The organism is Nicoliella sp. ESL1120, from assembly GCF_058508515.1.
In genome coordinates, this window is the sequence record NZ_CP196383.1 from 1 (window position 1) to 25,404 (window position 25,404).

Below are 25,404 nucleotides of genomic sequence, written 5' to 3' on the forward strand. Positions count from 1 at the left end.
TTGCGTGGCAACGTCCTATCCTTGCAGGGGGCGATCCCCCAACTACTTTTGGCGTTCAAAAGCTTAACTTCTGTGTTCGACATGGGAACAGGTGTATCCTTCTGGCCATCATCACCACACTATTTATCTGTGAGAACTTCGTTCTCTCAAAACTAGATAATATTTTATTCTTCCGTGAGAACAACCTTACTTGGTTAAGTCCTCGACCAATTAGTACTGGTCCGCTCCATGCATCACTGCACTTCCACTTCCAGCCTATCTACCTGATCATCTTTCAGGGGTCTTACTTCCATAAAGGAATGGGAAATCTCATCTCGAGGTGGGTTTCACACTTAGATGCTTTCAGCGTTTATCTCATCCATACATAGCTACCCAGCGATGCGCCTGGCGGCACAACTGGTACACCAGCGGTATGTCCACTCCGGTCCTCTCGTACTAAGAGCAGCTCCTCTCAAATTTCCTACGCCCGCGACGGATAGGGACCGAACTGTCTCACGACGTTCTGAACCCAGCTCGCGTACCGCTTTAATGGGCGAACAGCCCAACCCTTGGGACCAACTACAGCCCCAGGATGCGATGAGCCGACATCGAGGTGCCAAACCTCCCCGTCGATGTGAACTCTTGGGGGAGATAAGCCTGTTATCCCCAGGGTAGCTTTTATCCGTTGAGCGATGGCCCTTCCATACGGTACCACCGGATCACTAAGCCCGACTTTCGTCCCTGCTCGACCTGTATGTCTCGCAGTCAAGCTCCCTTCTGCCTTTACACTCGTCGAATGATTTCCAACCATTCTGAGGGAACCTTTGGGCGCCTCCGTTACTGTTTAGGAGGCGACCGCCCCAGTCAAACTGCCAACCAGACACTGTCTCCCACCACGATCAGTGGTGCGGGTTAGAGTGTTCATACAGCGAGGGTAGTATCCCACCAATGCCTCCATCGAGACTAGCGTCCCGATTTCTATGGCTCCTACCTATCCTGTACAAGCTATACAAACACCCAATATCAAGTTACAGTAAAGCTCCATGGGGTCTTTCCGTCCTGTCGCGGGTAACCTGCTTCTTCACAGGTATCTCAATTTCACCGAGTCTCTCGTTGAGACAGTGCTCAGATCGTTACGCCTTTCGTGCGGGTCGGAACTTACCCGACAAGGAATTTCGCTACCTTAGGACCGTTATAGTTACGGCCGCCGTTTACTGGGGCTTCGTTTCTGGGCTTCGCCGAAGCTAACTCATCCACTTAACCTTCCAGCACCGGGCAGGCGTCAGCCCCTATACTTCATCTTACGATTTTGCAGAAACCTGTGTTTTTGATAAACAGTCGCCTGAGCTTTTTCACTGCGGCTGCACATAGTGCAGCACCCCTTCTCCCGAAGTTACGGGGTCATTTTGCCGAGTTCCTTAACGAGAGTTCACTCGCTCACCTTAGGATTCTCTCCTCGACTACCTGTGTCGGTTTGCGGTACGGGTAGTTAACTACTAACTAGAAACTTTTCTCGGTAGTGTGACATCAACGACTTCCCTACTAAATTTCGGTCCTCATCACACCTTGTCAACACGGTATTAAGCATTTGACTCAATACCTGACTTAGTGCTTGAACATCCATATCCAACAGGATGCTACGTTTAGCCTCCTACGTCCTTCCATCGGTCAAACATAGTTAACTAGTACAGGAATCTCAACCTGTTATCCATCGCCTACGCCTCTCGGCCTCGGCTTAGGTCCCGACTAACCCTGGGAGGACGAGCCTTCCCCAGGAAACCTTAGTCATTCGGTGGATCAGATTCTCACTGATCTTTCGCTACTCATACCGGCATTCTCACTTCTAAGCGCTCCACCAGTCCTTACGGTCTGGCTTCATTGCCCTTAGAACGCTCTCCTATCACGCAACATAAGTTGCGTCCACAATCTCGGTAATATGCTTAGCCCCGGTAAATTTTCGGCGCAGGATCACTCGACTAGTGAGCTATTACGCACTCTTTAAATGGTGGCTGCTTCTGAGCCAACATCCTAGTTGTCTATGCAACTCCACATCCTTTTCCACTCAGCATATATTTAGGGACCTTAATTGGTGGTCTGGGCTGTTCCCCTTTCGACGGTGGATCTTATCACTCATCGTCTGACTCCTGGATATAAATCAATGGCATTCGGAGTTTATCTGAATTTAGTAACCCAAGACGGGCCCCTCACCCAAACAGTGCTCTACCTCCATGATTCTCGACTCCAAGGCTAACCCTAAAGCTATTTCGGAGAGAACCAGCTATCTCCAAGTTCGTTTGGAATTTCACCGCTACCCACACCTCATCCCAGCACTTTTCAACGTACACGGGTTCGGCCCTCCGGTGTGTTTTACCACACTTTCAGCCTGGACATGGGTAGATCACCTGGTTTCGGGTCTATCACAACATACTATGGCGCCCTATTCAGACTCGCTTTCGCTACGGCTCCGACTTTTCATCTTAACCTTGCATGTTATCATAACTCGCCGGTTCATTCTGCAAGAGGCACGCTATCACCCATTAACGGGCTCTAACTGCTTGTAGGCACATGGTTTCAGGAACTATTTCACTCCCCTTCCGGGGTGCTTTTCACCTTTCCCTCACGGTACTGGTTCACTATCGGTCACTAGGGAGTATTTAGCCTTGGGAGATGGTCCTCCCGGATTCCGGCAATGTTTCACGTGTATTGCCGTACTCAGGATCCTGAACTGAGGGAATTAGATTTCGTCTACAGGGCTATCACCTTGTGTCGCAGAACTTCCCAGATCTTTCGACTATCTAATTCTTTGGTAACTCAAATGTTCAGTCCTACAACCCCACCGAGTAAACTCGATGGTTTGGGCTGTTCCCCGTTCGCTCGCCGCTACTGAGGGAATCGAATTTTCTTTCTCTTCCTGTGGGTACTTAGATGTTTCAGTTCCCCACGTCTGCCTTTCAATGAGTATGAATTCGTCATTGAATAATAAACGATTAAATTTATTGGGTTTCCCCATTCGGAAATCTCCGGATCAAAGCTTACGTACAGCTCCCCGAAGCATATCGGCGTTAGTCCCGTCCTTCATCGGCTCCTAGTACCAAGGCATCCACCATGCGCCCTTAATAACTTAACCTATTACCACGTAGTGGTATTTGGTTAATTGAGTAAATACGAATAAAACTAATTTAAAAAACTCAAAATAACGCGGTGTTCTCGGTTGAAATTGTATTTAATACAATTCAATAATTTGGAAAAATTAAAATATTATCTAGTTTTCAAAGAACCAAGTTTGAGAGTAGACCTCTCAAAACTAAACAAAACTATGACTGTGTAAGGTTCCGAATTATTCCTTAGAAAGGAGGTGATCCAGCCGCAGGTTCTCCTACGGCTACCTTGTTACGACTTCACCCTAATCATCAGTCCTACCTTAGGCGGCTAGCTCCTCAAAAGAGGTTACTGCACCGACTTTGGGTATTACTAACTCTCATGGTGTGACGGGCGGTGTGTACAAGACCCGGGAACGTATTCACCGTGGCATGCTGATCCACGATTACTAGTGATTCCAACTTCATGCAGGCGAGTTGCAGCCTGCAATCCGAACTGAGAACGGCTTTAAGAGATTAGCTTGACCTCGCGGTTTTGCGACTCGTTGTACCGTCCATTGTAGCACGTGTGTAGCCCAGGCCATAAGGGGCATGATGATTTGACGTCGTCCCCACCTTCCTCCGGTTTGTCACCGGCAGTCTCACTAGAGTGCCCAACTTAATGCTGGCAACTAATAATAGGGGTTGCGCTCGTTGCGGGACTTAACCCAACATCTCACGACACGAGCTGACGACAACCATGCACCACCTGTCATCCTGTCCCCGAAGGGAACGGCTAATCTCTTAGCTTTGCAGGAGATGTCAAGGCCTGGTAAGGTTCTTCGCGTAGCATCGAATTAAACCACATGCTCCACCACTTGTGCGGGTCCCCGTCAATTCCTTTGAGTTTCAACCTTGCGGTCGTACTCCCCAGGCGGAATGCTTAATGCGTTAGCTGCGGCACTAAAGGGCGGAAACCCTCTAACACCTAGCATTCATCGTTTACGGCATGGACTACCAGGGTATCTAATCCTGTTTGCTACCCATGCTTTCGAGCCTCAGCGTCAGTTACAGACCAGACAGCCGCCTTCGCCACTGGTGTTCTTCCATATATCTACGCATTTCACCGCTACACATGGAGTTCCACTGTCCTCTTCTGAACTCAAGTTTTTCAGTTTCCGATGCACTTCTCCGGTTAAGCCGAAGGCTTTCACATCAGACTTAAAAAACCGCCTGCGCTCGCTTTACGCCCAATAAATCCGGACAACGTTTGCCACCTACGTATTACCGCGGCTGCTGGCACGTAGTTAGCCGTGACTTTCTGGTTAAATACCGTCAAAGCTTGATCATTTCCTATCAAACTTGTTCTTCTTTAACAACAGAGTTTTACGAGCCGAAACCCTTCTTCACTCACGCGGCGTTGCTCCATCAGACTTGCGTCCATTGTGGAAGATTCCCTACTGCTGCCTCCCGTAGGAGTATGGGCCGTGTCTCAGTCCCATTGTGGCCGATTACCCTCTCAGGTCGGCTACGTATCATTGCCTTGGTAGGCCATTACCCCACCAACAAGCTAATACGCCGCAGGTCCATCCTAAAGTGATGCAAACGCATCTTTCAAACAAAAACCATGCGGTTTTTGTTGTTATGCGGTATTAGCACTTGTTTCCAAATGTTATCCCCCGCTTTAGGGCAAGTTACCTACGTGTTACTCACCAGTTCGCCACTCACTTCGATGTTAAGTCAAGTTAATGCAAGCATCAACTATCATTAACGGAAGTTCGTTCGACTTGCATGTATTAGGCACGCCGCCAACGTTCGTCCTGAGCCAGGATCAAACTCTCATCTTATGATGAAAAGCTTAACGTTAGCTCTTCTTAATATTTGTTACTTTAAAGCGAATTGACTTCGCATAAGTTTTTTGTACTTCATTTAAAATGAAGTTCCTTACACATTTTTTGTCATAATTTTGTTCAGTTTTCAAAGATCTACTTTTGCGCGTCGCTCTTAACGACAACTATTTAATAATATCAAATTGATAACTAGATGTCAACAATTTTTTAAAATTAAATTTGGCTGAATTAATAACAAATCTTTATAAGGTCGTCATTAATTTATCAGCATTAACTACTATACAGACATTTAAATTAAAAGTCAACAGATTGAATAAAAAAAGATGAGATTTTTTCAATCCCATCTTTTAAAGTTTTAAAACTATTCTTCTGGTTGTGAATTATCTTCTGGACGCATCGTAGGGAAGAGAATAACATCACGAATGGATTCAGCATCCGTCAGTAACATTACTAACCGATCAATTCCAATTCCCAATCCACCAGTAGGTGGCATTCCGTATGACAAGGCTTCGATAAAGTCTTCATCAATTCCTTGCGCTTCATCGTTACCAGCATCTTTTTCAGCAGCTTGAGCTTCGAACCGTTCTCTTTGATCAATTGGATCATTAAGTTCAGTAAATGCATTTCCGTATTCAGTTCCAGAAATGTAGAGCTCGAAACGATCGGTAAAACGTGGATCATCAGCATTTTTCTTAGCTAATGGTGAAATTTCAACTGGATGGCCGTAAATAAAAGTTGGTTGTTTAATCGTATCTTCAACAAACTCTTCAAAGAATTCATTAATGATATGACCAACTTTCCAGTATGATTCGTATTTAACGTTATGTTCATCAGCAATTTTACGGGCTTCTTCATCAGTCATTGGTTTCCAGAAATCGACCCCTGTAACTTCTTTAATTGCATCTACCATGTGCTTGCGAGCAAATGGTTTACTAAAGTCAATTTCTTCTCCATCGTAAGTTACTTTTCCGTCATCGGTAACGGCATTGGCAGCAGCTTTAAAAATCCCTTCAGTTTCATCCATTACATCCTTAAAATCAAAATATGCAATGTATGATTCTAATTCAGTGAATTCTGGGTTATGATCTTGGTCCATCCCTTCATTTCTGAATACGCGTCCAATTTCATAAACCCGTTCCATTCCACCAACAATCAACCGTTTCAATGGTAATTCTAGTGCGATTCGAAGGTATAGATCGATATTCAAAGCATTGTGGTGGGTAATAAATGGACGTGCACTTGCTCCACCAGCTTGGTTGTGAAGTACTGGCGTTTCAACTTCAGTACAGTCCATTTCGTTATTAAGGTAACTTCTAATTGCAGAAATAATTTTAGTCCGTTTTTGGAAACGATCAAAACTTTCTGGATTTGAAATTAAATCAAGGTATCTTTGACGATACTTTTGTTCCTTATTTTGTAAACCATGGAATTTATCGGGTAATGGCCGTAGTGCCTTTGATAAGAAAGTAATATGAGTAGCACGAATCGTTAACTCACCCATATCAGTCTTAATGATGTCACCTTCTACACCAAGGTGATCACCAATATCAGAACGCTTAAAGATGTGGTAGTTTTCTTCCCCTACAACGTCTTTTCTAACGTAAATTTGCATCCGACCAGTTCGATCCATGATGTCCGCAAATCCAACTTTACCCTTACCACGTTTAGCAACCATCCGACCGGCAATAACTGCTTTTTTACCTAATTCTTCAATTGATTCCTTACTTAAATCATTGAATTCAGAATGGAGTTGCTTTGCTAAATAAGTTCTTTTGAACGCATGACCAAAAGGATCAATTCCTTCTTGGCGCAGTTCGTTCATTTTATCTAAACGAACCCGCATTTGATCATTCATTTCTTTTGCCACAATAAAACCTCCGTTTTTTGTTATGATGCATTGTTTTTCCATAACTTATTATCAAAAACATTATATCATTTTTTAAAACTACTGGCGATTAACGATTGGAATTAAGCCATTCTAGTAGTCCGCTTTGCTCTTTTTGCTTGTTTATCAACAAATTGATCAAAAATTTCATTCATTTCAGCTTCAGTATTTGCATCATTCAAAGCTGCTCTTGCCCGTGCTGAATGTGAAATTCCCTTCAAGTAGTAAGCAGCTTGGCCTCTAAACTCACGGGGAGCAACAAAATCACCCTTCAGACCAACTAAACGGTGGAGGTGTTCCTTTGCAGTTTGAATTTTTTCTTCCACGCTTGGTTCTGGCAGTAATTCACCTGTATCTAAATAATGGGTAGTTTGTTTTAAAATCCATGGATTCCCTTCAACTGCTCTACCCATCATTACTGCATCCGCTCCAACTTCTTCAAGCATTTGCTTAGCTTCTTGAGGGGTTCTAACATCCCCGTTTCCCATAAATGGAATGGAAATATTATTAGCCACTTCATGTAGGATCTCCCAGTTAGAGTGTCCCCGATACATTTGAGCCTTAGTCCGACCATGCATTGCTAAAGCAGAAATTCCAGCTTCTTGCGCAGCTAGGGCGTTTTCAACCGCATAGAGATGATCATCGTCCCAACCAGTACGCATCTTAAGCGTAACAGGTTTTTCAACGGCACTGGTAACTGCCTTGGCCATTTCATAGATCTTATTTGGATCTAACAGCCACTTGGATCCAGCATCAGTTCTCACTACCTTATTAACTGGACAACCCATGTTGATATCAATAATATCAGCATCAGTTTGTTGATCGATAAATTGAGCAGCTTCAACTAAGGTCTCCTTACTCCCTCCAAAAATTTGGATACTCATTGGATGTTCCTCAGGATTAACCCCAATCATAGTCATGGTTTTCTTATTGCGATACATTAGGCCCCGATCAGAAATCATTTCACAGACTACTAAACCAGCTCCAAATTTTTTACAAATAATTCTAAATGCAGAGTTAGTGACCCCAGCCATTGGGGCAACCACTACTCGATTAGGAATTTCAATGTTCCCAATTTTCCAACTATCATTTTTCATAAATTTTCTCCTTAATCCTTTGATTCATCATCTTCAGCATCCATTTCAGCACGTTTTTCACTAATTGCTAATATGGATTTTAATTCTTGTTCATCATAATTATAACGAGCTCCACAAAAATGGCAAACTAATTCTGCCCCATGATCCTCATCAATGATTCTTTTGATTTCATCAGGACTGACCCTTGATAATGCCTTTGCAAAACCTTTTTTAGAACAACTACATGTGAATTCAACTGGTGTATCAGTTAAAAAGTCTAAATTTTCTTCACCAAAAATCAAATTTAAAATATCCTTTGGCGTTTGACCTGAGAGCAATAGTTCAGATACCATTGGAATTTCTTTTAATCGTTTTTCCAATCTGCTGATTGCCTGGTCATCAGCATCAGGAAGGGTTTGAATTAAATACCCTCCCGCAACCTTAATTGAATTATCTTCGTTAACGAAGACTGATACTCCAACGGCTGAAGGAATTTGTTCAGATTGAGCTAGGTAATAGGTAAAGTCATCACCGATTTCACCAGATGCCAATGGCACACTACTAGAGTAGGGTTCATCGCCCCCCATACTCTTCATCACCTGCATGAAGCCATTTATTCCCACAGCCTTACCAACATCAATTTTGTGAAATTTATTAAGTGGTAAGTGAACATGTGGATCTTGAACGTATCCCTTAACATGTCCATTCGCATCGGCATCAACCATAATCGTTCCGACTGGTCCACCACCATTAATCTGAACCGTCATTGTCTCTTGACCCTTCAACACAGAAGCAGAAAGTAAAAGACTCCCTACTAATGTCCGTCCAAGAGCAGCAGAAGACGCACTCCAAGTATCTTGACACTTTTGAGCTTCAGCAACGACACCGGTTGCATCAATTGCGTATGCTCTAAACATTCCATCCTTAGTAATACTTTTAATCAAATGATCTTTTGGCACCATTTTAATCCATCCTTTCATTTCATTAATCAATGGTATTGATATACAAAAAACGTGAGTGCAATGTTTAACCCACGTTTTTTAACTAGATATTCATCTTTTTAATAATAATTATCGTCATCATCATGTTTTTTTTCATCGTGCTTAGCTTGTCGATCAGCTTCTGATTCAAATTCTTTATCCTTATCAGCCTCTTGCTTAGCTAACTCCTCTTTAGTTTGTTCAAAAGTAGCAGCTTCGCTTGGATATTCACTATCCTCGGTAGGCATCTTACCAGTATTGTATAAACTAAGGATTTGCTTTTCATCAAGTGTTTCATACTTAAGCAATGCTTCAGCAATAACCCGATGTTGTTCACGATGCGATTCAATGATTTGCTTAGCAGTTTCATGCCCTTCACTAGTAATCCGACGAACTTCAGAGTCAATCAATGCAGCAGTTTCATCAGAATAGCGAGGTTGAGCATATGCTTCTTGGTTTGGATTTTCTAATTGGACCATTCCAAGCTTTTCACTCATTCCATATTGAGTAACCATTGCTCTTGCAATATTGGTTGCTTGTTCAAAATCATTAGAAGCTCCAGATGATTGAGAGTTAAAAATAATTTCTTCAGCAGTCCGTCCACCCATTAAACCAGCAATTTGTTCCATTGCATTTTTCTTAGAAAGCAATTGTTGGTCTTCCTTAGGGAGCATAATCGCATATCCACCGGCACGACCACGTGGGACAATGGTAACCTTATGAACAACCCTTGCGTCGTTCAGAACTAATCCAACGATCGTATGACCAGCTTCATGATAAGCGACCGTCTTTTGCTCTTGTTGATTAATGACCCGATTCTTCTTGGCAGGACCAGCAATGACCCGATCTTCAGCTTCGTCTATTTCAGCGGGTCCGATTAACTTCTTATCCCGACGAGCAGCTAATAATGCTGCTTCATTCAACAGGTTAGCAAGGTCAGCCCCAACGAACCCAGGCGTCTGCTTAGCAATCTCATGTAGATCCACATTATCAGCAAGGGGCTTACCCTTAGCATGCACATCCAAGATTGCTTCACGTCCCTTAACATCAGGACGACCAACAAGCACCTTTCGATCAAAACGACCAGGACGAGTCAAAGCATTATCTAAAACATCAGCACGGTTAGTAGCTGCAATAACAATGACCCCTTCATTCCCGCTAAAACCGTCCATTTCAACCAGGAGTTGGTTAAGGGTTTGTTCACGTTCATCGTGACCACCACCGGTTCCGGAACCACGTTTTCTACCAACGGCATCAATTTCATCAATAAAGATAATTGCTGGTGCGGATTTTTTAGCCTGTTCAAATAAATCACGAACTCGACTAGCTCCAACCCCAACAAACATTTCAACGAAATCAGAACCAGAAATGGAATAAAACGGTACGTTCGCTTCACCAGCAACTGCCTTAGCAAGAAGTGTTTTACCAGTTCCAGGAGGTCCCTCTAAAAGAACCCCATGTGGAATCGTTGCTCCCAATGATGAATACTTTTTAGGATTCTTCAAAAATTCCACTACTTCAACTAGTTCTTGTTTTTCTTCCTCTTCACCAGCAACGTCAGAAAAACGAACCTTGTTTTCCTTACTATCTGTTGGTTTAGCCTTACTCTTGCTAAACTTCATGATTCCATTTCCGCCACCACGGCCGGCTTGGTTCATCATCATATAGAAGAAAAAGACTAATAAAATCATTGGTAAGATATAAACAATTAAATTAATCCAAATACTATTAGATTCAGCTGGTTTAACATTCACCTTAGTATCTGATTGTCTTGCTGCCTTATTAACTTCAGCAACTGAAGAATTGTTCTTTAAAATCGTAGTTGAAAAGTTAGTAACCTTATTGCTCTTAGCTGCCCCAAGTGTGAAGGTGCTTTGGTTAGAATTACTTGCAGATTGTGCACTACGATATTGACCAGTAATCCTATAAACACCGCCAGAAGGCTGGATTGAGAAGTTTTTAACTTTATCTGTTTTTAATGAACTTATGAATTGGCTTGATTGAATTTGTTGAGTCTGGCCGCTATTGCCATTGCCACTAACGAAGTATAAAACCCCAATCAACAACATGGCAATAACAATATAGAACAGACTACTTCGGAATAGTCCATTTTTATTGTTTTTCATTAAGTGCCTCCTAATTAACCGATTACGATTAAGCGGTATTTCGCAACAATCGTAAACTTATTTTACAAAAAATAATGATACCATGATTTTCATAAATGAACTAATTATTTGTTTTGATAAATATCAGGCTTTAACACCCCAATATAAGGTAAGTTACGATACTTTCCCTGATAATCAAGTCCATATCCCACTAAAAATTCATTAGGAACGTCAATTCCAACGTAATCAACTGGTAATTCAACCACGCGTGCCTTAGGCTTATCAACCAGTGTACACATTTTAATCGACTTAGCTCCGCGATCATTAAGTAGTTCTTGAACGTACTTTAAAGTCCGTCCAGTTTCGATAATGTCTTCAACAATGATTACATCACGGCCCTTAACATCACTATCTAAGTCCTTGATTAAATTGACCTTCCCAGAAGATTGAGTGCCACCATTATAACTAGACACATCGATAAAATCGATTGATAAGTACAAGTCCATATAACGAACGACATCGGTCATAAAGAAAATCGCACCATTCAACACCCCTACTACCAGCGGTTCTTTACCTTGATAATCTTTTGTAATTTGTTCCCCAAGTCGCTTACAAACTTGCTGAATGTGCTTTTGATCACAGACAGTCTTCAATATGTCGTTATTCATGGAATTCTCCTCTCAAAATTAAGTCCGAATTAATAATTGATATGAGTCGACTGCTCCATCATTTTCAACAAAAATAGAATCCTTATATCCTAACAGCGAAATGACCCGATCATTGTTATCAACCAGTACCATTGCTTGTTCACGCTGTGCATTAGGAACTTTTTGATTAATCAAGACTCTTTTTACCTTCTGATGGCCACCAGATTTCAAAGTCACTTTATCCTGTGGTTGCCAAGGTCTAATCGTTAATGGTAAACAAGAGACGTTCAACTGGAAATTTAGGATGTGGGCATTCGTTAATTTAACGGGGCTCTGAGGTGTAAAAACCCCAACAGTCATTCGATCATTAATTCGATACCAATGATTTAATCTTACCATAATTTTATTAATTTTGATTGCATTTTTCTTAATAATTTTACTAACATCTAATTTAAATCCAACGTAAGTTTTCCGAAGAATTATGCTTGCATTAATTTTAAAAATTCCCTGCGGTTTTTGGTGATTATTCAAAATTCGTAAAATATTTTGCACTTGTTTTGCGTTTAGCGGCCGTCCAGCTCCTAGATCTCGATCAATTCTAAATAACAATTGTTTCTGTACATCTAACGGAAACTTCAAAAAAGGAGCTAAATGATAATAATCCGCTACTTTAATTTGATTAATTAGTTGTTCGAGCATAAATTGATTGGTAGATAAAACTTCAGAAATTTGACTGGCAAATTGGCTTAATGCACTCACTATTCGTGGATTTTCACGTTCCATCATCGGTAGTAAATTATGACGGACTCGATTGCGCATTACATCATCATCTTGATTAGTTTGATCTTCGAACCACTTGATCGAAGCTTCATTTGCATACTCAATTAGTGTTTTTTTAGAAAATGCTAGTAACGGCCGCACTAATCCCCCGTTAGCAAAGCGACGCTCGGGTTGAATCCCCCTGACTTGCCCAATACTATCACCACGGATCAGCTTCATTAAAACCGTTTCAGCTTGATCGTTTTGGTGGTGAGCGGTAACTAACACTTGAGCATGATTTGCATTCATTACCTCCTTAAAAAAAGCGTACCGAAAATCACGTGCTGCTGCTTCAACCCCATTTTTCGGATGATCAGCACGGGGCCAAATCGTTTCTGCTAATTCTATTCCATGCGCTTTGCAGTAGTCTTCAATATAAAGTTGTTCCTCATCACTAGCTATTCTCAGCTTATGGTTAACATGTGCCACGATAATTTTTGGAATGCGAGTCCTTAAATGCAACAATAGATCCAGTAGTACCATTGAGTCTACTCCAGTTGAAACCGCTACCACAATCGGTTGATCTGATTGCCAATATTTATTTCGTCTAACAATACTAGCGAACTGTTTTCGAAGCGCTAATTTCATTGCACCCCTCCTAAATAAAAAAGACTAAGGTTTCATCCTTAATCTTTTATAATTATTAAATAATTTAACGGTTAACTCCGTCGGCCACCACGACCGCCACGTTTACCTTCAGTATTCTTTTTAAGTGTTGCTAATCGACTATCACTTTGCTTGAGAAATTTTGACATCATATCATCAAAATTTTCCGTCTGGGTATTTTTATGGTTTACGGCACCTTCATTATGGTGATTATTAAAGTGGTTCTTATTGCCACCATTTCCATGAAAATTCTTGTGACCGTTGTGTTCGTGATGTTCACCGTGGTTTTGATTATGTCCACCATGTTTTTCACTAACATGACTATGTTCATCATTTGCTTGCTTCATAGAAAGAGCAATTTTTCCATCGTCACCAACTTTTAGGACCTTAACATTTACTTGGTCGCCAACCTTAAGTACATCATGAATATCCTTAATAAAGCCATCTGAGACTTCACTAATGTGTACTAAACCAGTTTTGTGATCTCCTAGGTCTACGAAAGCCCCAAAATTAGTAATTCCAGAAACTTTGCCAGGAACTTTTGTTCCAACTTCAATTGCCATAAAAAAGTGTTTCCTCCTAATAATTAAGTGCTTTTAGTATAGCACCAAAAGCATCAATATTACATATAAAAAACGTAAAAACATTTAATTTTGTGTAACATCCTTAGCCGTGTCATTAGGCAAACTATAAACGGTTTCACCAGACTTAGTATAGTAATATTTGTCACGAATCAATTGTTGGACGTATTCAGAATTATTCAATTGTTTTACATTCAACTTTAACTCTTGGTTTTTTGCCTTTGCATCAACTAAATTTTGTTTGCTAACGTTTGTTTGTTGCTGAATTGCGGATGTTTGTGAAGACGACTTAATAATCCCAAATAACATCGGAATTGAAAACAATAAAAAAATAATCGAAGCTAGACAAATGCGCCTAAATTTTGGTTTATTAATGAATGCCCACTTAATTTTACGATAATAACTCTTGGTATAATCGTTATTCAGCGCCTTGACATTGCTATTTTTCATAAATAATTCCCCCAAAAATTATTCAATTGCCTTAAGTATAGCAATAAGTCACGCCATTGTCTATCGTACTAGGGATGAAAGCGTTTAAAATTGTTCATTTTGATAATCATGTTCATAATCTTCGCTTAAAATTTTATACATTTTATCTGCATCGGCCTTTTTAGTGGTATCAACTAATTGAACCACCTCGATTGTTAAAGTTTTATTACCAAACTTAATTGTTAATTGATCGCGGGGACTAACGTTGGTCGATGACTTTGCAACCCGACCGTTAATTTCAATTCGTCCTTGATCAGAAATACTTTTAGCAACGGTTCTTCTCTTAATAATTCTGGAAATCTTTAAAAATTTATCTAATCTCATAAAATTCACTCTCCGAATTTAATTATTTTTTCATCCAATGATTAATAATTGGTAAATCGCTTAGCTCATCGGGTTCAAATATTTTCAACTTTAGTACTGCAAGCAAAGCTGTACAACCACCAAATAATGTTTCAATAATTAACATCCCTAACGTCACCATTCTTCCAGGTATCGGCGGCATTAATTGGTTTAGCCCAAATTGAATAATAATAACGACGACGGCCATTATAAAAGTAGCCATTAGTAATTTTAAAATCATCTGCCACGAATATGCCTGGATTGAAAGCAGCTGCTTAACCCCGATTTCATTTACCATTAATCCAACTAGCAGTGCAACGACGGTCGAAATACTACCACCCAATATCCCAATTCTAGCAACTAATGCCTCTGTAATGAATGCTTTTATTACCATACTTGTAATAACCGCATAAAAACCAATTCGAAAATTACCAATTCCCTGCAAGATACTATTATCGGTAGTAATTAAAGTTACAATAATGATACTTAAACAATAAAATGCTAGCGTCATGCTTCCTGAAGTCGTTCCAAACAACACCCGATTGATTGAAGGCATTAAAATGATCATTCCCGTCGTTATCAAAACGGTTATTACCAAGCTGCTCTTTACCATCAACCGTGCAGTGGATTCAAACGTTCTTTGATGGTGTTCTTGGATTGACTTTGCTAGGGATGGTAATGCGGCAGAAGCAAACGAGGTCCCAATTACTAACCCGACTTGCACTAATGGTTGCGCCCGATCATAAACCCCCTTGATATCTTGCGAAAGCAATCCATCTACGCCTGATAGAATTAATCCCTTTCTAATCGTAAATGAATCGACCAATTGCATCATTATCATGATTGAAGATAATAAACAAATCGTGCCACCTTCGATGAATAATTTTCTTGTAATTTGCCAATTACTGATTTGAGGGCGCTTACCATGTTTTTTGAAAGTTGGCCAAATGAACATTAGTAAAACTAAGCTAGAAAAAATTGCCCCAATCGGTGATGACAACATTGCATTCCGCCCCATTAAATAAAGGTCCCAGTGATTACGGTGGGCTAAAATTGCAACTATGATAATAATTGAAATTCTAATGATCTGCTCAACTACCTGCGAAATTGCAGTTGGCAACATGTTCAAGGTGCCTTGAAAAAAACCACGACTAGTTGATAAGAACGGCATTAATAAAAACATCCAGCTAACCGCACGAATGACAATCGATAATCGGACATCCCCCATCTGAATTGCAATCAATGGCGCCCCTAATTGTAGTCCTGAAAAAATGAATATTGCTGCAACCACCAAAATCAAGTGGATCCTTTTGATCAAACCAATTCGCTGTTCTAAGTTGGATTCTTCAGCCACTAGTTTAGAAATTAAAACTGGCAGTCCGGAAAGCGCAAACGTCATCCCAATTCCATAAATTGGGTAAACTTGTTGATAAATATAAAAGCCAACGTTCCCGACTAGGTTTTGTAATGGGATTCGATAAGCTGCACTTAAAATTTTAGCGATCAAAGCGGAAATAGTTAATATTCCAGCGCCACTCATTACGGTTTTAATTTGGGAATTACCGCTCATCATCAATCTCCATTCTGCGTTGGAACAATGACTCAATCAACTTCATTAGCTCGTTTAGCCATTCAGATTGTTTCATATTGGGCTGAATGATCAGCTTAATTTGAATTCGTTCATTCACAACCTCAATCGTAGAACGAAACTTGGTTTCAGCAATGGCCCTTAAAATATCCTTGGAATCGAATTTATCGGTCCCCAATTTAGAAAGCGTAATTAAGATGGCCTGATCATTGTTACTAATTTTTTTAATCAAAGCTTGATCCGATAACATCTTCATTCGGCCGATCAATAACAGGTTGGCAACCGCTTGTGGATAATCACCGAATCGATCGATCAAATCACCCTGAATCTCAGTGTATTGATCTTCATTCTCCAATTGGCGAATCCGTTTGTAGAGCTCGATTTTTTGTTGATGATCGCTAATGTAATCATCTGGCAAGTATGCTTCAACATCCAATTCGATCGTGGAGTCAACCTTCTGGGTGCGACTCGTCCCACGTTTTTGAGCCACTGCATCTGATAACATTTCGGTATACAGATCATAACCAACCGAATCAACGAACCCGTGTTGCTGCTTCCCCAGTAAGTTACCAGCACCACGTAACGATAAATCGCGCATGGCGATTTTAAATCCAGATCCCAGTGCCGTAAAGTCACGGATGGCATCCAAGCGATTCTCACTAACCTCGGTCAACACCTTATTGGGCTTGTACATGAAATAAGCATAAGCGATTCGATTACTCCGCCCAATCCGACCGCGCAACTGGTACAGCTGTGACAAGCCCATGTGATCAGAATTTTCCACGAAAAGCGTATTGGCGTTTGGGATATCGACACCCGTTTCAATAATCGTCGTGGTGACTAATACGTCGTATTCACCATTCACAAAGTCATAGAGAACGCTTTCCAATTGATTTTCGTTCATCTTGCCATGAATGTAACCAACCCGAGCATCTGGCACCAATTGTTCTAGTAGCCCGACCGTTTTTTCAATATCTTCGACACGGTTGTGAAGATAAAAGACCTGCCCGCCGCGGTCCATCTCACGGTGAATCCCATCTTTGATCGTCCCAGCATTTTCTTCTAACACATATGTTTGAATCGGATATCGATTGGTCGGGGGCGTTTCAATTACTGACAGATCACGGACCCCCATCATCGACATGTTTAAAGTTCTGGGAATCGGCGTTGCCGTCAAAGTCAAAACATCGACGGCAGAACGCATCGTTTTGATCCGTTCCTTATGCTTGACCCCAAACCGTTGTTCCTCATCGACGATCAATAGGCCGAGGTCCTTAAAACGAACGTCCTTAGACAACAATCGGTGGGTGCCGACCACGATATCGATCGAACCATCAGCAAGTCCGCTAATCGTCTCTTTAATCTCTTTTGGGGTTCTAAAACGTGATAATACGGCCGCTTGAACTGGAAATCCATCGAAACGTTTTAGAATCGTTTCATAGTGTTGGTGAGCCAATACGGTCGTCGGGACTAAAAAGGCAACTTGTTTGCCCGCTTCAATGGCCTTAAACGCCGCGCGTAATGCGACCTCGGTTTTACCATACCCAACGTCACCGACTAATAGGCGATCCATTGGATGGGGCTTTTCCATATCGGTTTTAATTTCATCAATGCTCTTGAGTTGGTCAGGCGTTTCTGGATATGGGAACGCATCGTCGAATTGTTCTTGATAAACATCATCAGGTGGGAATGCAAAGCCAGTTTCGGATGATCTTTTAGCGTATAGTTCAATCAAGTCATCAGCGATATCTTCAATCTTGCTGGCAACCTTACTTTTGGTCTTGGCCCATTCGGTCCCACCAAGTTTATTGATCCGCGGACGTTTATCTTCCGATGAAACGTATTTTTGAATCAAATTTAACTGTGTCACAGGAATGAAGAGCTGGGCATTATCACGATAGGTAATCGTCATGTAGTCTTGATGTTTACCATCGACTTCCATCGTCTTCATACCTTCATAACGGCCAATCCCGTGGTTGACATGCACAACGTAATCACCAGGTTTTAGATCAACGTAACTCTTGATCCGCTCCGCATTCGAAAAGGTCTGGCGTTTGGCGCGGCGCTTCGTAACGTGATTGAACATCTCCGCTTCGGTAATCAACGCCAAGTTCGCAAACGGCAACTCGAAGCCGTTGTTCAACCGCTCTGGAATCAATTGAACTTTATTTGCAATGATGTTATCCCAATCGGTTTGGGTCGCATGAATTGCAAAGTCTTCCATCGTGTTCGCTAGTTTAGCCATTTGGGCCTTATCACGGACCATAATGATAACGGTTTCTTTTTGCTTCAACCAGCGATTCATCTCGGTCTTAAGTAGTGGAATTTGCCCATAGAATTTCTGCATTGGTTGAACTGTAATTTCAATCAACTGGGTTAATTTCAAACCATTCAATCCCCGTTGGAACCGCGAAAACATTAGTTCTGCTTGCTTAGCAGCTTTGAAAGTCTTTTTAAAGTCGTGGCCGAACTTTTGGTCGCTAAAGATTTCACCATTCAATAACTTATCGGCCGCCCACTGCTGTTCATCGCCCAGTAGTTCCTGTTCTGACTCTAATAACCGATTATAGTCATCACAAACGATGACCCCATCAGCTGGAACGTAGTCGAAAATCGACGTAGGTGTCTTGAACAGGTAGTTAGCAAACAAGATTAATTGATCATCAATGATCCCCTCTTTAAATTCATCAATGATCGGTTGCAAATAATCGGTCATCGCTTCAGCGACGCGTCGATCCTTCATCTGCCCAGTCGAGAGGTTTAAGTGGCTTTGCAAAAGCTCGGGACCATTTTTTAATTGATCGGCATTCAGGATAAAATCGGTTGCAGGAAGCACCTTAAATTGTTCAAGGTTTTGAATACTACTCTGTGTGGAGACATCAAAATAGCGAAGTGAATCCACTTCGGTATCAAAAAAATCAATTCGAATTGGGTATTCAGAATTGAGTGGATAAATATCAACAATCGAACCACGAACCGCAAACTCACCAGGAGCAGCGACCATCCGCGTTTTGCGGTATCCTAGCCGAAATAATTTTGCCTGCATCTCGGCTAATTCAATTTCTGCCCCGACTTCAATTGCAAACTGGTTTGCTGAGAAGTCCTTCGGAGTCGGCAACATTCTGCGGATTCCTGACATAGATGTCACAACTACGCACGGTTGATCGGTCTGAAGGGCATGCAGCGCCCGCACCCGTTGCGAACGATACTGCGGGGAACTAGTCGCTGCTTCAGCTGCGATCAATTCCTCTGCTGGAAATTCAAACACCTGATTTTCAGATAGCAAGTTAGTGAAATCATCCGCAACTTGGGTCATATGATGTAGATTATCCACTACTAACAAGATCGGGTGGTTAATCCGCTGCATTAAAATCGATAGTAACAATGTTTTGGCTGAGCCTGACATCCCCGTAATTAGTTGACGGGTGGCAGGCTTTAAGTTGTCAGTAATTGTTTTAAATTGGGGAATCGAAGTAAAAAACTGACTTAGTTTCATTCAAAGGGTCCTTTCAACACTTTAATTATATTTATTTTCAAGTTTATCGAACGCTTCGCCACCTACCCAATCGTTCAAAGCGGCTACTGAATGGTCACAAGCGGTCTTAAAATCAGGGAGTTGTTCATCAGTAAACTTCCCCAATACATAGTCAACAACGCTTTGTAACTTGGGATGATCCGTACCGACTCTGATCCGATTAAATTGATTAGTTCCTAAATGGGCAATTAAGCTCTTAATCCCATTATGACCACCTGCAGCACCATGGGTCCTTAATCTAATCTTACCAACTGGCAGGTCCATATCATCATATACAACGATCAAGTCTTCAATATCTAGTTTATAAAATTTCATCAATGGACCAACTGCACGACCCGATTCGTTCATAAAGGTAGTTGGTTCCACTAATAAGACCTTTTCACCATCGATCATCGTGGAGCCTAACTTAGCATCCATCTTACGAGTGGTAAATTCAATTCCGTGGTCAGCAGCAAATTGATCTAAAACTGCAAAGCCAGTGTTATGACGAGTCCCATCGTATTGGGGGCCAATGTTTCCTAATCCAACGATCATTTTCATTTTTAATTGCACTCCTATTTTTATCTATTTCTATCTATTATAGCAAAATATCAATTTAATATAATTAAAGGTGTCCTCTTCGTTATCAACTTAAGGTTAATTATGCTATAATTACCTCTGGAAGCATTAAAATCAAAATTCTTTTGAAGGGATGATTATTTTGGCATTAAAACACCAAAAAGTTGCTTTAGTCGGTGACGGTGCGGTTGGTTCATCATACGCATTTGCTATGATGCAACAAGGAATCGCTGAAGAATTCGTCATTATTGATATTGTTAAGGATCGTACAGAAGGAGACGCTTTAGACCTTGAAGACGCTCAAGTTTTCACTGCTCCAAAGAAGATCTACTCTGGCGATTATGCTGATTGTAAGGATGCTGACCTAGTAGTTATTACTGCTGGTGCTCCTCAAAAGCCAGGCGAAACTCGTCTTGACTTAGTAAGCAAAAACATCAAGATCCTTTCATCAATTGTTAAACCAGTTGTTGATTCAGGATTTGATGGTATTTTCTTAGTAGCTGCTAACCCAGTTGATGTGTTAACTTACGCTACTCAAAAATTATCAGGTTTTCCAAAGGAAAAGGTTGTTGGTTCAGGTACTTCACTAGATACCACCCGTTTCCAAGTTGCTGTTGGTAAGAAGTTGGGTATCAACCCAGCTGATGTTCACGCATACATCATGGGCGAACATGGTGACTCCGAATTTGCTGCAATTGATGAAGCAGAAGTTGGTAGTCGTCCATTACTTGACGTGGCTAAGGAAAATGGCGTAAGCAAGGACGATCTTCTTAAATTAGAACAAGAAACTCGTGACAAGGCTTACACGATCATTAACAAGAAGGGTGCTACCTTCTACGGTGTTGCAACCGCATTAATGAGAATTTCTCGTGCCATCCTACGGGATGAAAACTCAGTATTACCAATTGGTGCTCCAATGAACGGTGAATACGGATTAAACGATATTTACATCGGAACTCCTGCCGTTATTAACGCATCTGGTGTTGCTAAGGTTCTCGAAGTCCCATTGAGTGCTGATGAAGCTAAAAAGATGTCAGCATCCGCTGAAACTTTGAAGGAAATGGCTAAAAAGGGTATGGATTCATTAAACTAATCCACCAATTTTAAACATTTAAAATAACCGCACTCCGTTGAGTGTGGTTATTTTTTATTAGAAAGAAGGTTTGCGGGAGTTCCCGAACAATTAACTATGAAACGGCAAATCAATCAAAAACTCGGTTGGCCTTTAATTATCCTAACCGCAATATTAAGTTTAATAATTACCGCATTTGTCACCACCACTTCCCCCCTATTTGCATTTAACAATTCATGGGACGGTAATACCATGTTTACAGTTGGTAAGGGGCTATGGCATGGTTTGATGCCGTATCGTGATCTGTTCGATCAAAGAGGGCCGTTAATATACTTAATGAATTCATTTGCAGCTTTAATTAGCTATCGGACATTTATTGGTGTATATCTATTTGAAGCAATCACGGTCCTATTTGATTTAATCTTAAGTTATAAAATCATCAACCTTAAATTTAGCAAGCCGATTGCATATGCCAGTAGTTTTACATTACTGCCGATCGTTTTTAACGACTACTTCTTTGAAAACGGTGAATTACCAGAAAGTTTGATCATGCCCCTGGTGCTTAGTTTAATCTACATCGTTTTAAAGAATAACGGAAAATCAGAAAGTAACTGGCAATTGTTTGGCCAAGGAGTGGCATTATCATTAGTCTTTTGGACCAAGTTCAGCCTGGTATTACCATGGGTCGCATTTTTCGTTTGGATCGGTCTGAACGCCATTTTTAAAAGGGAATGGCATGAGCTGTTACGTAAAGTTACCTTTAGTATCGCTGGTTTTTTAACTGTTTCCATCCCAATTATTGTTTTTTATGGAATCATGGGGGCTTTAGGAGATTTATTTAAAATTTATTTCTTTGCTAACTTTAAGTATTACCCCCACAGTAAATTTTTATCAGTTCAAATAATATATACAATTACGGATTTCATCATCAAAAATTGGCGAACCATGACCATTACGACGCTATTTTGCTTAAGCATTGGTTACTTTATCTGTGCAACTAAGTTCAAATGGTTCCCCAAAGTAATTATATTAACTGGAATTATGTTTGAAGTGATCATGATCGTTGGTAATCAACACAGTTATCGTTATTACTTCGTTGGATTAGGCGTTTTCATGATCTTTCTATCAATGGGAATTGCTAGCCTCTTAACTTTCTTTGCTGAACACAGCTTTGATAATCAAAAGCAGTTAAGCATTATCGTAATGGCAATTGCAATTGGATCAATCTTCATTACCAATCAAATTTATCGCAACACGATCTTATTTCCACACAACCAATCAATTAGTACCAACCAAAAATCAACCATCCCATTTCAAATTGAATTTGCTAAAATTATTGATCGCAGTAACGACCGCACTATTTTAAATTATAATAATCTAGACGTAGGGGTATATACAGCGTCTGGAACATTGCCCCCGACTAAATACTTTGCTAAACTGAATTTGAAGGGTTTTAAACCGTTGATGCGCACCCAAAATTATATTTTAAATAATCATAAAGCTCATTTTGTAATTTTCACACTTCTTGCTGGTGAAACAATTTGGGATTCACCAAACCATCCAGATGAATACTTTACCAAAGCATATCATCTAGTTGCAAAGCGTCGTGCAATTTTCCAAAATCACAAAATGACATACTTACTATATGAATTAAGGAGCTGATTTTATGTTATTAAAATCTCTAGTTAAACCTAAAAATGGTTTAACAATGGTCACTGAAAACAATACGTTGGCAGAAGCGTTACAAATTTTAGAAGAAAAGGACTTTCGCTGTGTGCCAATTTTAGATGAAACAGGCACCCTTTTCCGTGGTAACATTTATAAGATGCATTTATATCGTCATAAGTCACGGGGCGGAGATATGAACCTTCCCGTTACCCATTTGATTAAAAATTCGACTAAGTTCATTAGCGTTAACGCCTCATTTTTCAACGTTTTCTTCTCAATTAAGGATCTACCATACATTGCAGTTCTGGATGAACAAAATTCATTTTACGGAATTTTAACCCATAATCGCTTAATGGACATGCTTTCTCAGTCCTGGAACGTTAACGTTGGTAGTTACGTAATTACGGTTGTATCAACTGGCGAACGTGGTGATTTAGAAAAAATGGCCAGAACCATTTCTAAGTTTACGAGTATTGCTAGTGTAATCTCCCTAGATGTCCAGGAAGGCGAATTAGTCCATCGGACCATGTTCACCCTACCATCAGATGTGGATAAGGAATTACTCAATAAGGTCATTACCACCCTTAACAAGCGTGGCTTCAAGGTCCCAGAAATTGAAAATCTAAATAGCATGCAATAACCAACTAAAAAGATTCGTAAATGATGAATTCATTTACGAATCTTTTTGGTTATGTATACTACTTTTTATCATTCACTTTTGAAGATAATCCAATGCTTAACTCTAAAGCAGTATCAACTTTTTTCATTAGATATTTATTTAAATGAGCAACTCGGTCGTTAAGCCGCTGCTTATCAATCGTTCGAATTTGTTCCAGTAATATTACCGAATCCTTCTCAATATCCGATTGACTTGCCTTTATCCCCACATGGGTGGGCATTTTAGGTTTAGAAATCCGTGCAGTGATTGCGGCTACAATGACAGTCGGACTGTAATGATTTCCAATATTGTTTTGGATTATCAATACAGGTCTGACCCCTCCTTGTTCGGAACCGACGACCGGAGATAAATCAGCATAAAAAATATCACCACGTTTAACATCTGTCTTGGCCATTTCTGATATACCCCTCCTTTATATTATTAACGAATTTGTGTTTCACTAAATATTCATTAATAGTTCTTGCCGCACAATCCTCAGAGGGCATAAACTCTTTAACGATATCCTTATTTAAATTCCCCATAAAGATATATCCATATATTAATTCCTGAAAATATGGGGAATAGTTATATTCAGGATTAACTAATACAGAAAACGTTCTATAATTAGTTTGGTTATTTCTAATTTCATTGATCAAAATTAGTTTAGACGTTCTAACTAAAAAACGTTCACACAAAATAAATGGCATAATAAATACCCCTTATTATAATATTAATTGAAACAATCACTAAATATATACTCTTGGTAGTCGCTCTTGGAATAAACAAGCAACTTCATAATGAATTGTATCACAAAATTGAGCTATTGATTCCAATGAGATTATATTTTCTCCATCTTTTCCAACTAGGGTCACCTTAGTTCCCAACTTAACTCGTTCGGGCAACCTAATCATAAATTGATCCATGCAGATCCTACCAACGATTGGGCAAAACTGACCGTTAACCAATACGTGAAAATTCTGTAACGATCTTACATACCCATCAGCATACCCCACTGGGACCGTCCCAATCCATTGCTCTTCATCCGTTGTATATGTGGCTCCGTATCCGATTGAGCGACCAGCTGGAACTAATTTACAATGGACCACCTCAGAAAACAAACTTAAGGCTGGCAATAATTTATATGGCGGTTTGATTTCAGTCCCAGAAGGATTTAGACCATATCCAGCTACCCCAAAACGAATCATGTTCCCGTTACATTCTTGATGCCATAAACTAGTCGCAGAATTTGAAACATGAACATAACGTGGTCGCTTGGGAAGAGCTTTAAGGAAGCGTTTGAAACGATCTACTTGTAGTCTAAAGTATCTTTCATCATTAGAATCAGCAGTTGAAAAGTGGGTAAAAATCCCCTCAATATTAATCAATGATGCATTTGTGTTGACCACAGCGACTGCTGCATTCATTTCATCGATCGACTGAAAACCAATTCTACCCATTCCAGTATCTAAGGCGATGTGAACATTTAATCGGGGCGCACTAGGCTGCTGTGCTAAAACTTGAATTGCCTCGTTAAGCCATTCATTTGAAGGTAACGTAATCGCAATATTATAAGTAGCAGCCAATAAAACATCTTCGGGTCTTGTAACCCCAAGAACCAAAATTGGTTCCGTAAACCCAGCCGAACGTAAATCAATTGCTTCATCCAAGATCGCAACACAAAAGCCAGTTGCACCCGCAGATTTAGCAATTTTAGCAACTTCAACCGCCCCATGTCCATATCCATTGGCCTTAACAACCATAAACATTTCAGTCCCGTTAGCTAATCGCTTGACCTCACTGTGAATATTATGAAAAATTGCCTGCCTATCAATTACTAGGCTAGCGTTTCGATGAAATCCAACACTCATAATCTGCACCCTCAAATATAA

Annotated in this window: 18 protein-coding genes and 3 rRNA genes; 3 read left to right on the forward strand and 18 right to left on the reverse strand. The window is 40.5% G+C overall.

Features of this window, described 5'->3' with window-relative positions; all coding sequences use genetic code 11:
* Window positions 1-2 precede the first annotated feature (2 nt).
* The 15 genes from rrf to pth form a co-directional block, all read right to left on the reverse strand.
* Window positions 3-119, reverse strand: a 5S ribosomal RNA gene (gene rrf, locus ACSYTE_RS00005).
* Between the two features lie 71 nt (window positions 120-190).
* Window positions 191-3,106, reverse strand: a 23S ribosomal RNA gene (locus tag ACSYTE_RS00010).
* 221 nt (window positions 3,107-3,327) lie between these two features.
* Window positions 3,328-4,903: ribosomal RNA gene (locus tag ACSYTE_RS00015) — 16S ribosomal RNA — on the reverse strand.
* The 16S, 23S and 5S rRNA genes sit together here, the layout of an rRNA operon.
* 364 nt (window positions 4,904-5,267) lie before the next feature.
* Window positions 5,268-6,761 (reverse strand): lysine--tRNA ligase, encoded by a 1,494-nt coding sequence (gene lysS, locus ACSYTE_RS00020; protein WP_491717262.1) that lies wholly within the window; start codon window positions 6,759-6,761, stop codon window positions 5,268-5,270.
* Between the two features lie 113 nt (window positions 6,762-6,874).
* The gene (gene dusB, locus ACSYTE_RS00025) at window positions 6,875-7,888 is read right to left on the reverse strand and encodes a tRNA dihydrouridine synthase DusB (protein ID WP_491716688.1); all 1,014 of its coding nucleotides are present in this window, start codon (window positions 7,886-7,888) and stop codon (window positions 6,875-6,877) included.
* An 11-nt stretch (window positions 7,889-7,899) separates the two neighbouring features.
* On the reverse strand, window positions 7,900-8,829 hold the full coding sequence (gene hslO / locus ACSYTE_RS00030; RefSeq protein ID WP_491716689.1) for an Hsp33 family molecular chaperone HslO: 930 nt from the start codon (window positions 8,827-8,829) through the stop codon (window positions 7,900-7,902).
* 98 nt (window positions 8,830-8,927) lie between these two features.
* Window positions 8,928-10,973, reverse strand: coding sequence for an ATP-dependent zinc metalloprotease FtsH (gene ftsH, locus ACSYTE_RS00035; RefSeq protein WP_491716690.1), 2,046 nt, complete (start codon window positions 10,971-10,973; stop codon window positions 8,928-8,930).
* A 104-nt stretch (window positions 10,974-11,077) separates the two neighbouring features.
* Window positions 11,078-11,620, reverse strand: coding sequence for a hypoxanthine phosphoribosyltransferase (hpt, locus tag ACSYTE_RS00040; protein ID WP_491716691.1), 543 nt, complete (start codon window positions 11,618-11,620; stop codon window positions 11,078-11,080).
* Window positions 11,621-11,638: 18 nt separating this feature from the next.
* Window positions 11,639-13,006: a tRNA lysidine(34) synthetase TilS gene (gene tilS, locus ACSYTE_RS00045; RefSeq protein ID WP_491716692.1), complete on the reverse strand. Its 1,368-nt coding sequence runs from the start codon at window positions 13,004-13,006 to the stop codon at window positions 11,639-11,641.
* A 71-nt stretch (window positions 13,007-13,077) separates the two neighbouring features.
* Window positions 13,078-13,587: a S1 domain-containing RNA-binding protein gene (locus tag ACSYTE_RS00050; protein ID WP_491716693.1), complete on the reverse strand. Its 510-nt coding sequence runs from the start codon at window positions 13,585-13,587 to the stop codon at window positions 13,078-13,080.
* Between the two features lie 84 nt (window positions 13,588-13,671).
* Window positions 13,672-14,055 carry an FtsB family cell division protein gene (locus ACSYTE_RS00055; RefSeq protein ID WP_491716694.1) on the reverse strand — a complete coding sequence of 128 codons (384 nt, stop codon included), beginning with the start codon at window positions 14,053-14,055 and terminating at the stop codon, window positions 13,672-13,674.
* 84 nt (window positions 14,056-14,139) lie between these two features.
* Complete coding sequence (locus tag ACSYTE_RS00060) at window positions 14,140-14,418, reverse strand: RNA-binding S4 domain-containing protein (protein ID WP_491716695.1); 279 nt, start codon at window positions 14,416-14,418, stop codon at window positions 14,140-14,142.
* A 22-nt stretch (window positions 14,419-14,440) separates the two neighbouring features.
* Entirely contained in the window at window positions 14,441-16,006 is a 1,566-nt protein-coding gene (locus tag ACSYTE_RS00065) for a putative polysaccharide biosynthesis protein (RefSeq protein WP_491716696.1), read from the reverse strand.
* Window positions 15,996-19,520: a transcription-repair coupling factor gene (gene mfd, locus ACSYTE_RS00070; protein WP_491716697.1), complete on the reverse strand. Its 3,525-nt coding sequence runs from the start codon at window positions 19,518-19,520 to the stop codon at window positions 15,996-15,998. Before mfd ends, ACSYTE_RS00065 begins: the two co-directional genes overlap by 11 nt.
* 21 nt (window positions 19,521-19,541) lie before the next feature.
* Window positions 19,542-20,099 carry an aminoacyl-tRNA hydrolase gene (gene pth, locus ACSYTE_RS00075; protein ID WP_491716698.1) on the reverse strand — a complete coding sequence of 186 codons (558 nt, stop codon included), beginning with the start codon at window positions 20,097-20,099 and terminating at the stop codon, window positions 19,542-19,544.
* Between the two features lie 160 nt (window positions 20,100-20,259).
* On the opposite strand from pth, the gene ACSYTE_RS00080 reads away from it, so the two are divergent.
* From ACSYTE_RS00080 to cbpA, 3 genes are all read left to right on the forward strand, one after another.
* The gene (locus tag ACSYTE_RS00080; RefSeq protein ID WP_491716699.1) at window positions 20,260-21,210 is read left to right on the forward strand and encodes an L-lactate dehydrogenase; all 951 of its coding nucleotides are present in this window, start codon (window positions 20,260-20,262) and stop codon (window positions 21,208-21,210) included.
* A 231-nt stretch (window positions 21,211-21,441) separates the two neighbouring features.
* The gene (locus ACSYTE_RS00085) at window positions 21,442-22,851 is read left to right on the forward strand and encodes a hypothetical protein (RefSeq protein WP_491716700.1); all 1,410 of its coding nucleotides are present in this window, start codon (window positions 21,442-21,444) and stop codon (window positions 22,849-22,851) included.
* A 4-nt stretch (window positions 22,852-22,855) separates the two neighbouring features.
* A complete protein-coding gene (cbpA, locus tag ACSYTE_RS00090) occupies window positions 22,856-23,497 on the forward strand; it encodes a cyclic di-AMP binding protein CbpA (RefSeq protein ID WP_491716701.1) in 642 nt (213 codons plus the stop codon).
* A gap of 58 nt (window positions 23,498-23,555) precedes the next feature.
* Here cbpA and ACSYTE_RS00095 read toward each other — a convergent pair whose 3' ends face one another.
* From ACSYTE_RS00095 to alr, 3 genes are read right to left on the reverse strand one after another with little or no spacing between them, the layout of a single operon-like run.
* Window positions 23,556-23,930 (reverse strand): type II toxin-antitoxin system PemK/MazF family toxin, encoded by a 375-nt coding sequence (locus ACSYTE_RS00095; protein ID WP_491716702.1) that lies wholly within the window; start codon window positions 23,928-23,930, stop codon window positions 23,556-23,558.
* Window positions 23,911-24,222: a hypothetical protein gene (locus tag ACSYTE_RS00100; RefSeq protein WP_491716703.1), complete on the reverse strand. Its 312-nt coding sequence runs from the start codon at window positions 24,220-24,222 to the stop codon at window positions 23,911-23,913. The genes ACSYTE_RS00095 and ACSYTE_RS00100 overlap by 20 nt, the downstream gene beginning before the upstream one ends.
* Window positions 24,223-24,261: 39 nt before the next feature.
* Window positions 24,262-25,383, reverse strand: coding sequence for an alanine racemase (gene alr, locus ACSYTE_RS00105; protein WP_491716704.1), 1,122 nt, complete (start codon window positions 25,381-25,383; stop codon window positions 24,262-24,264).
* Window positions 25,384-25,404 lie beyond the last annotated feature (21 nt).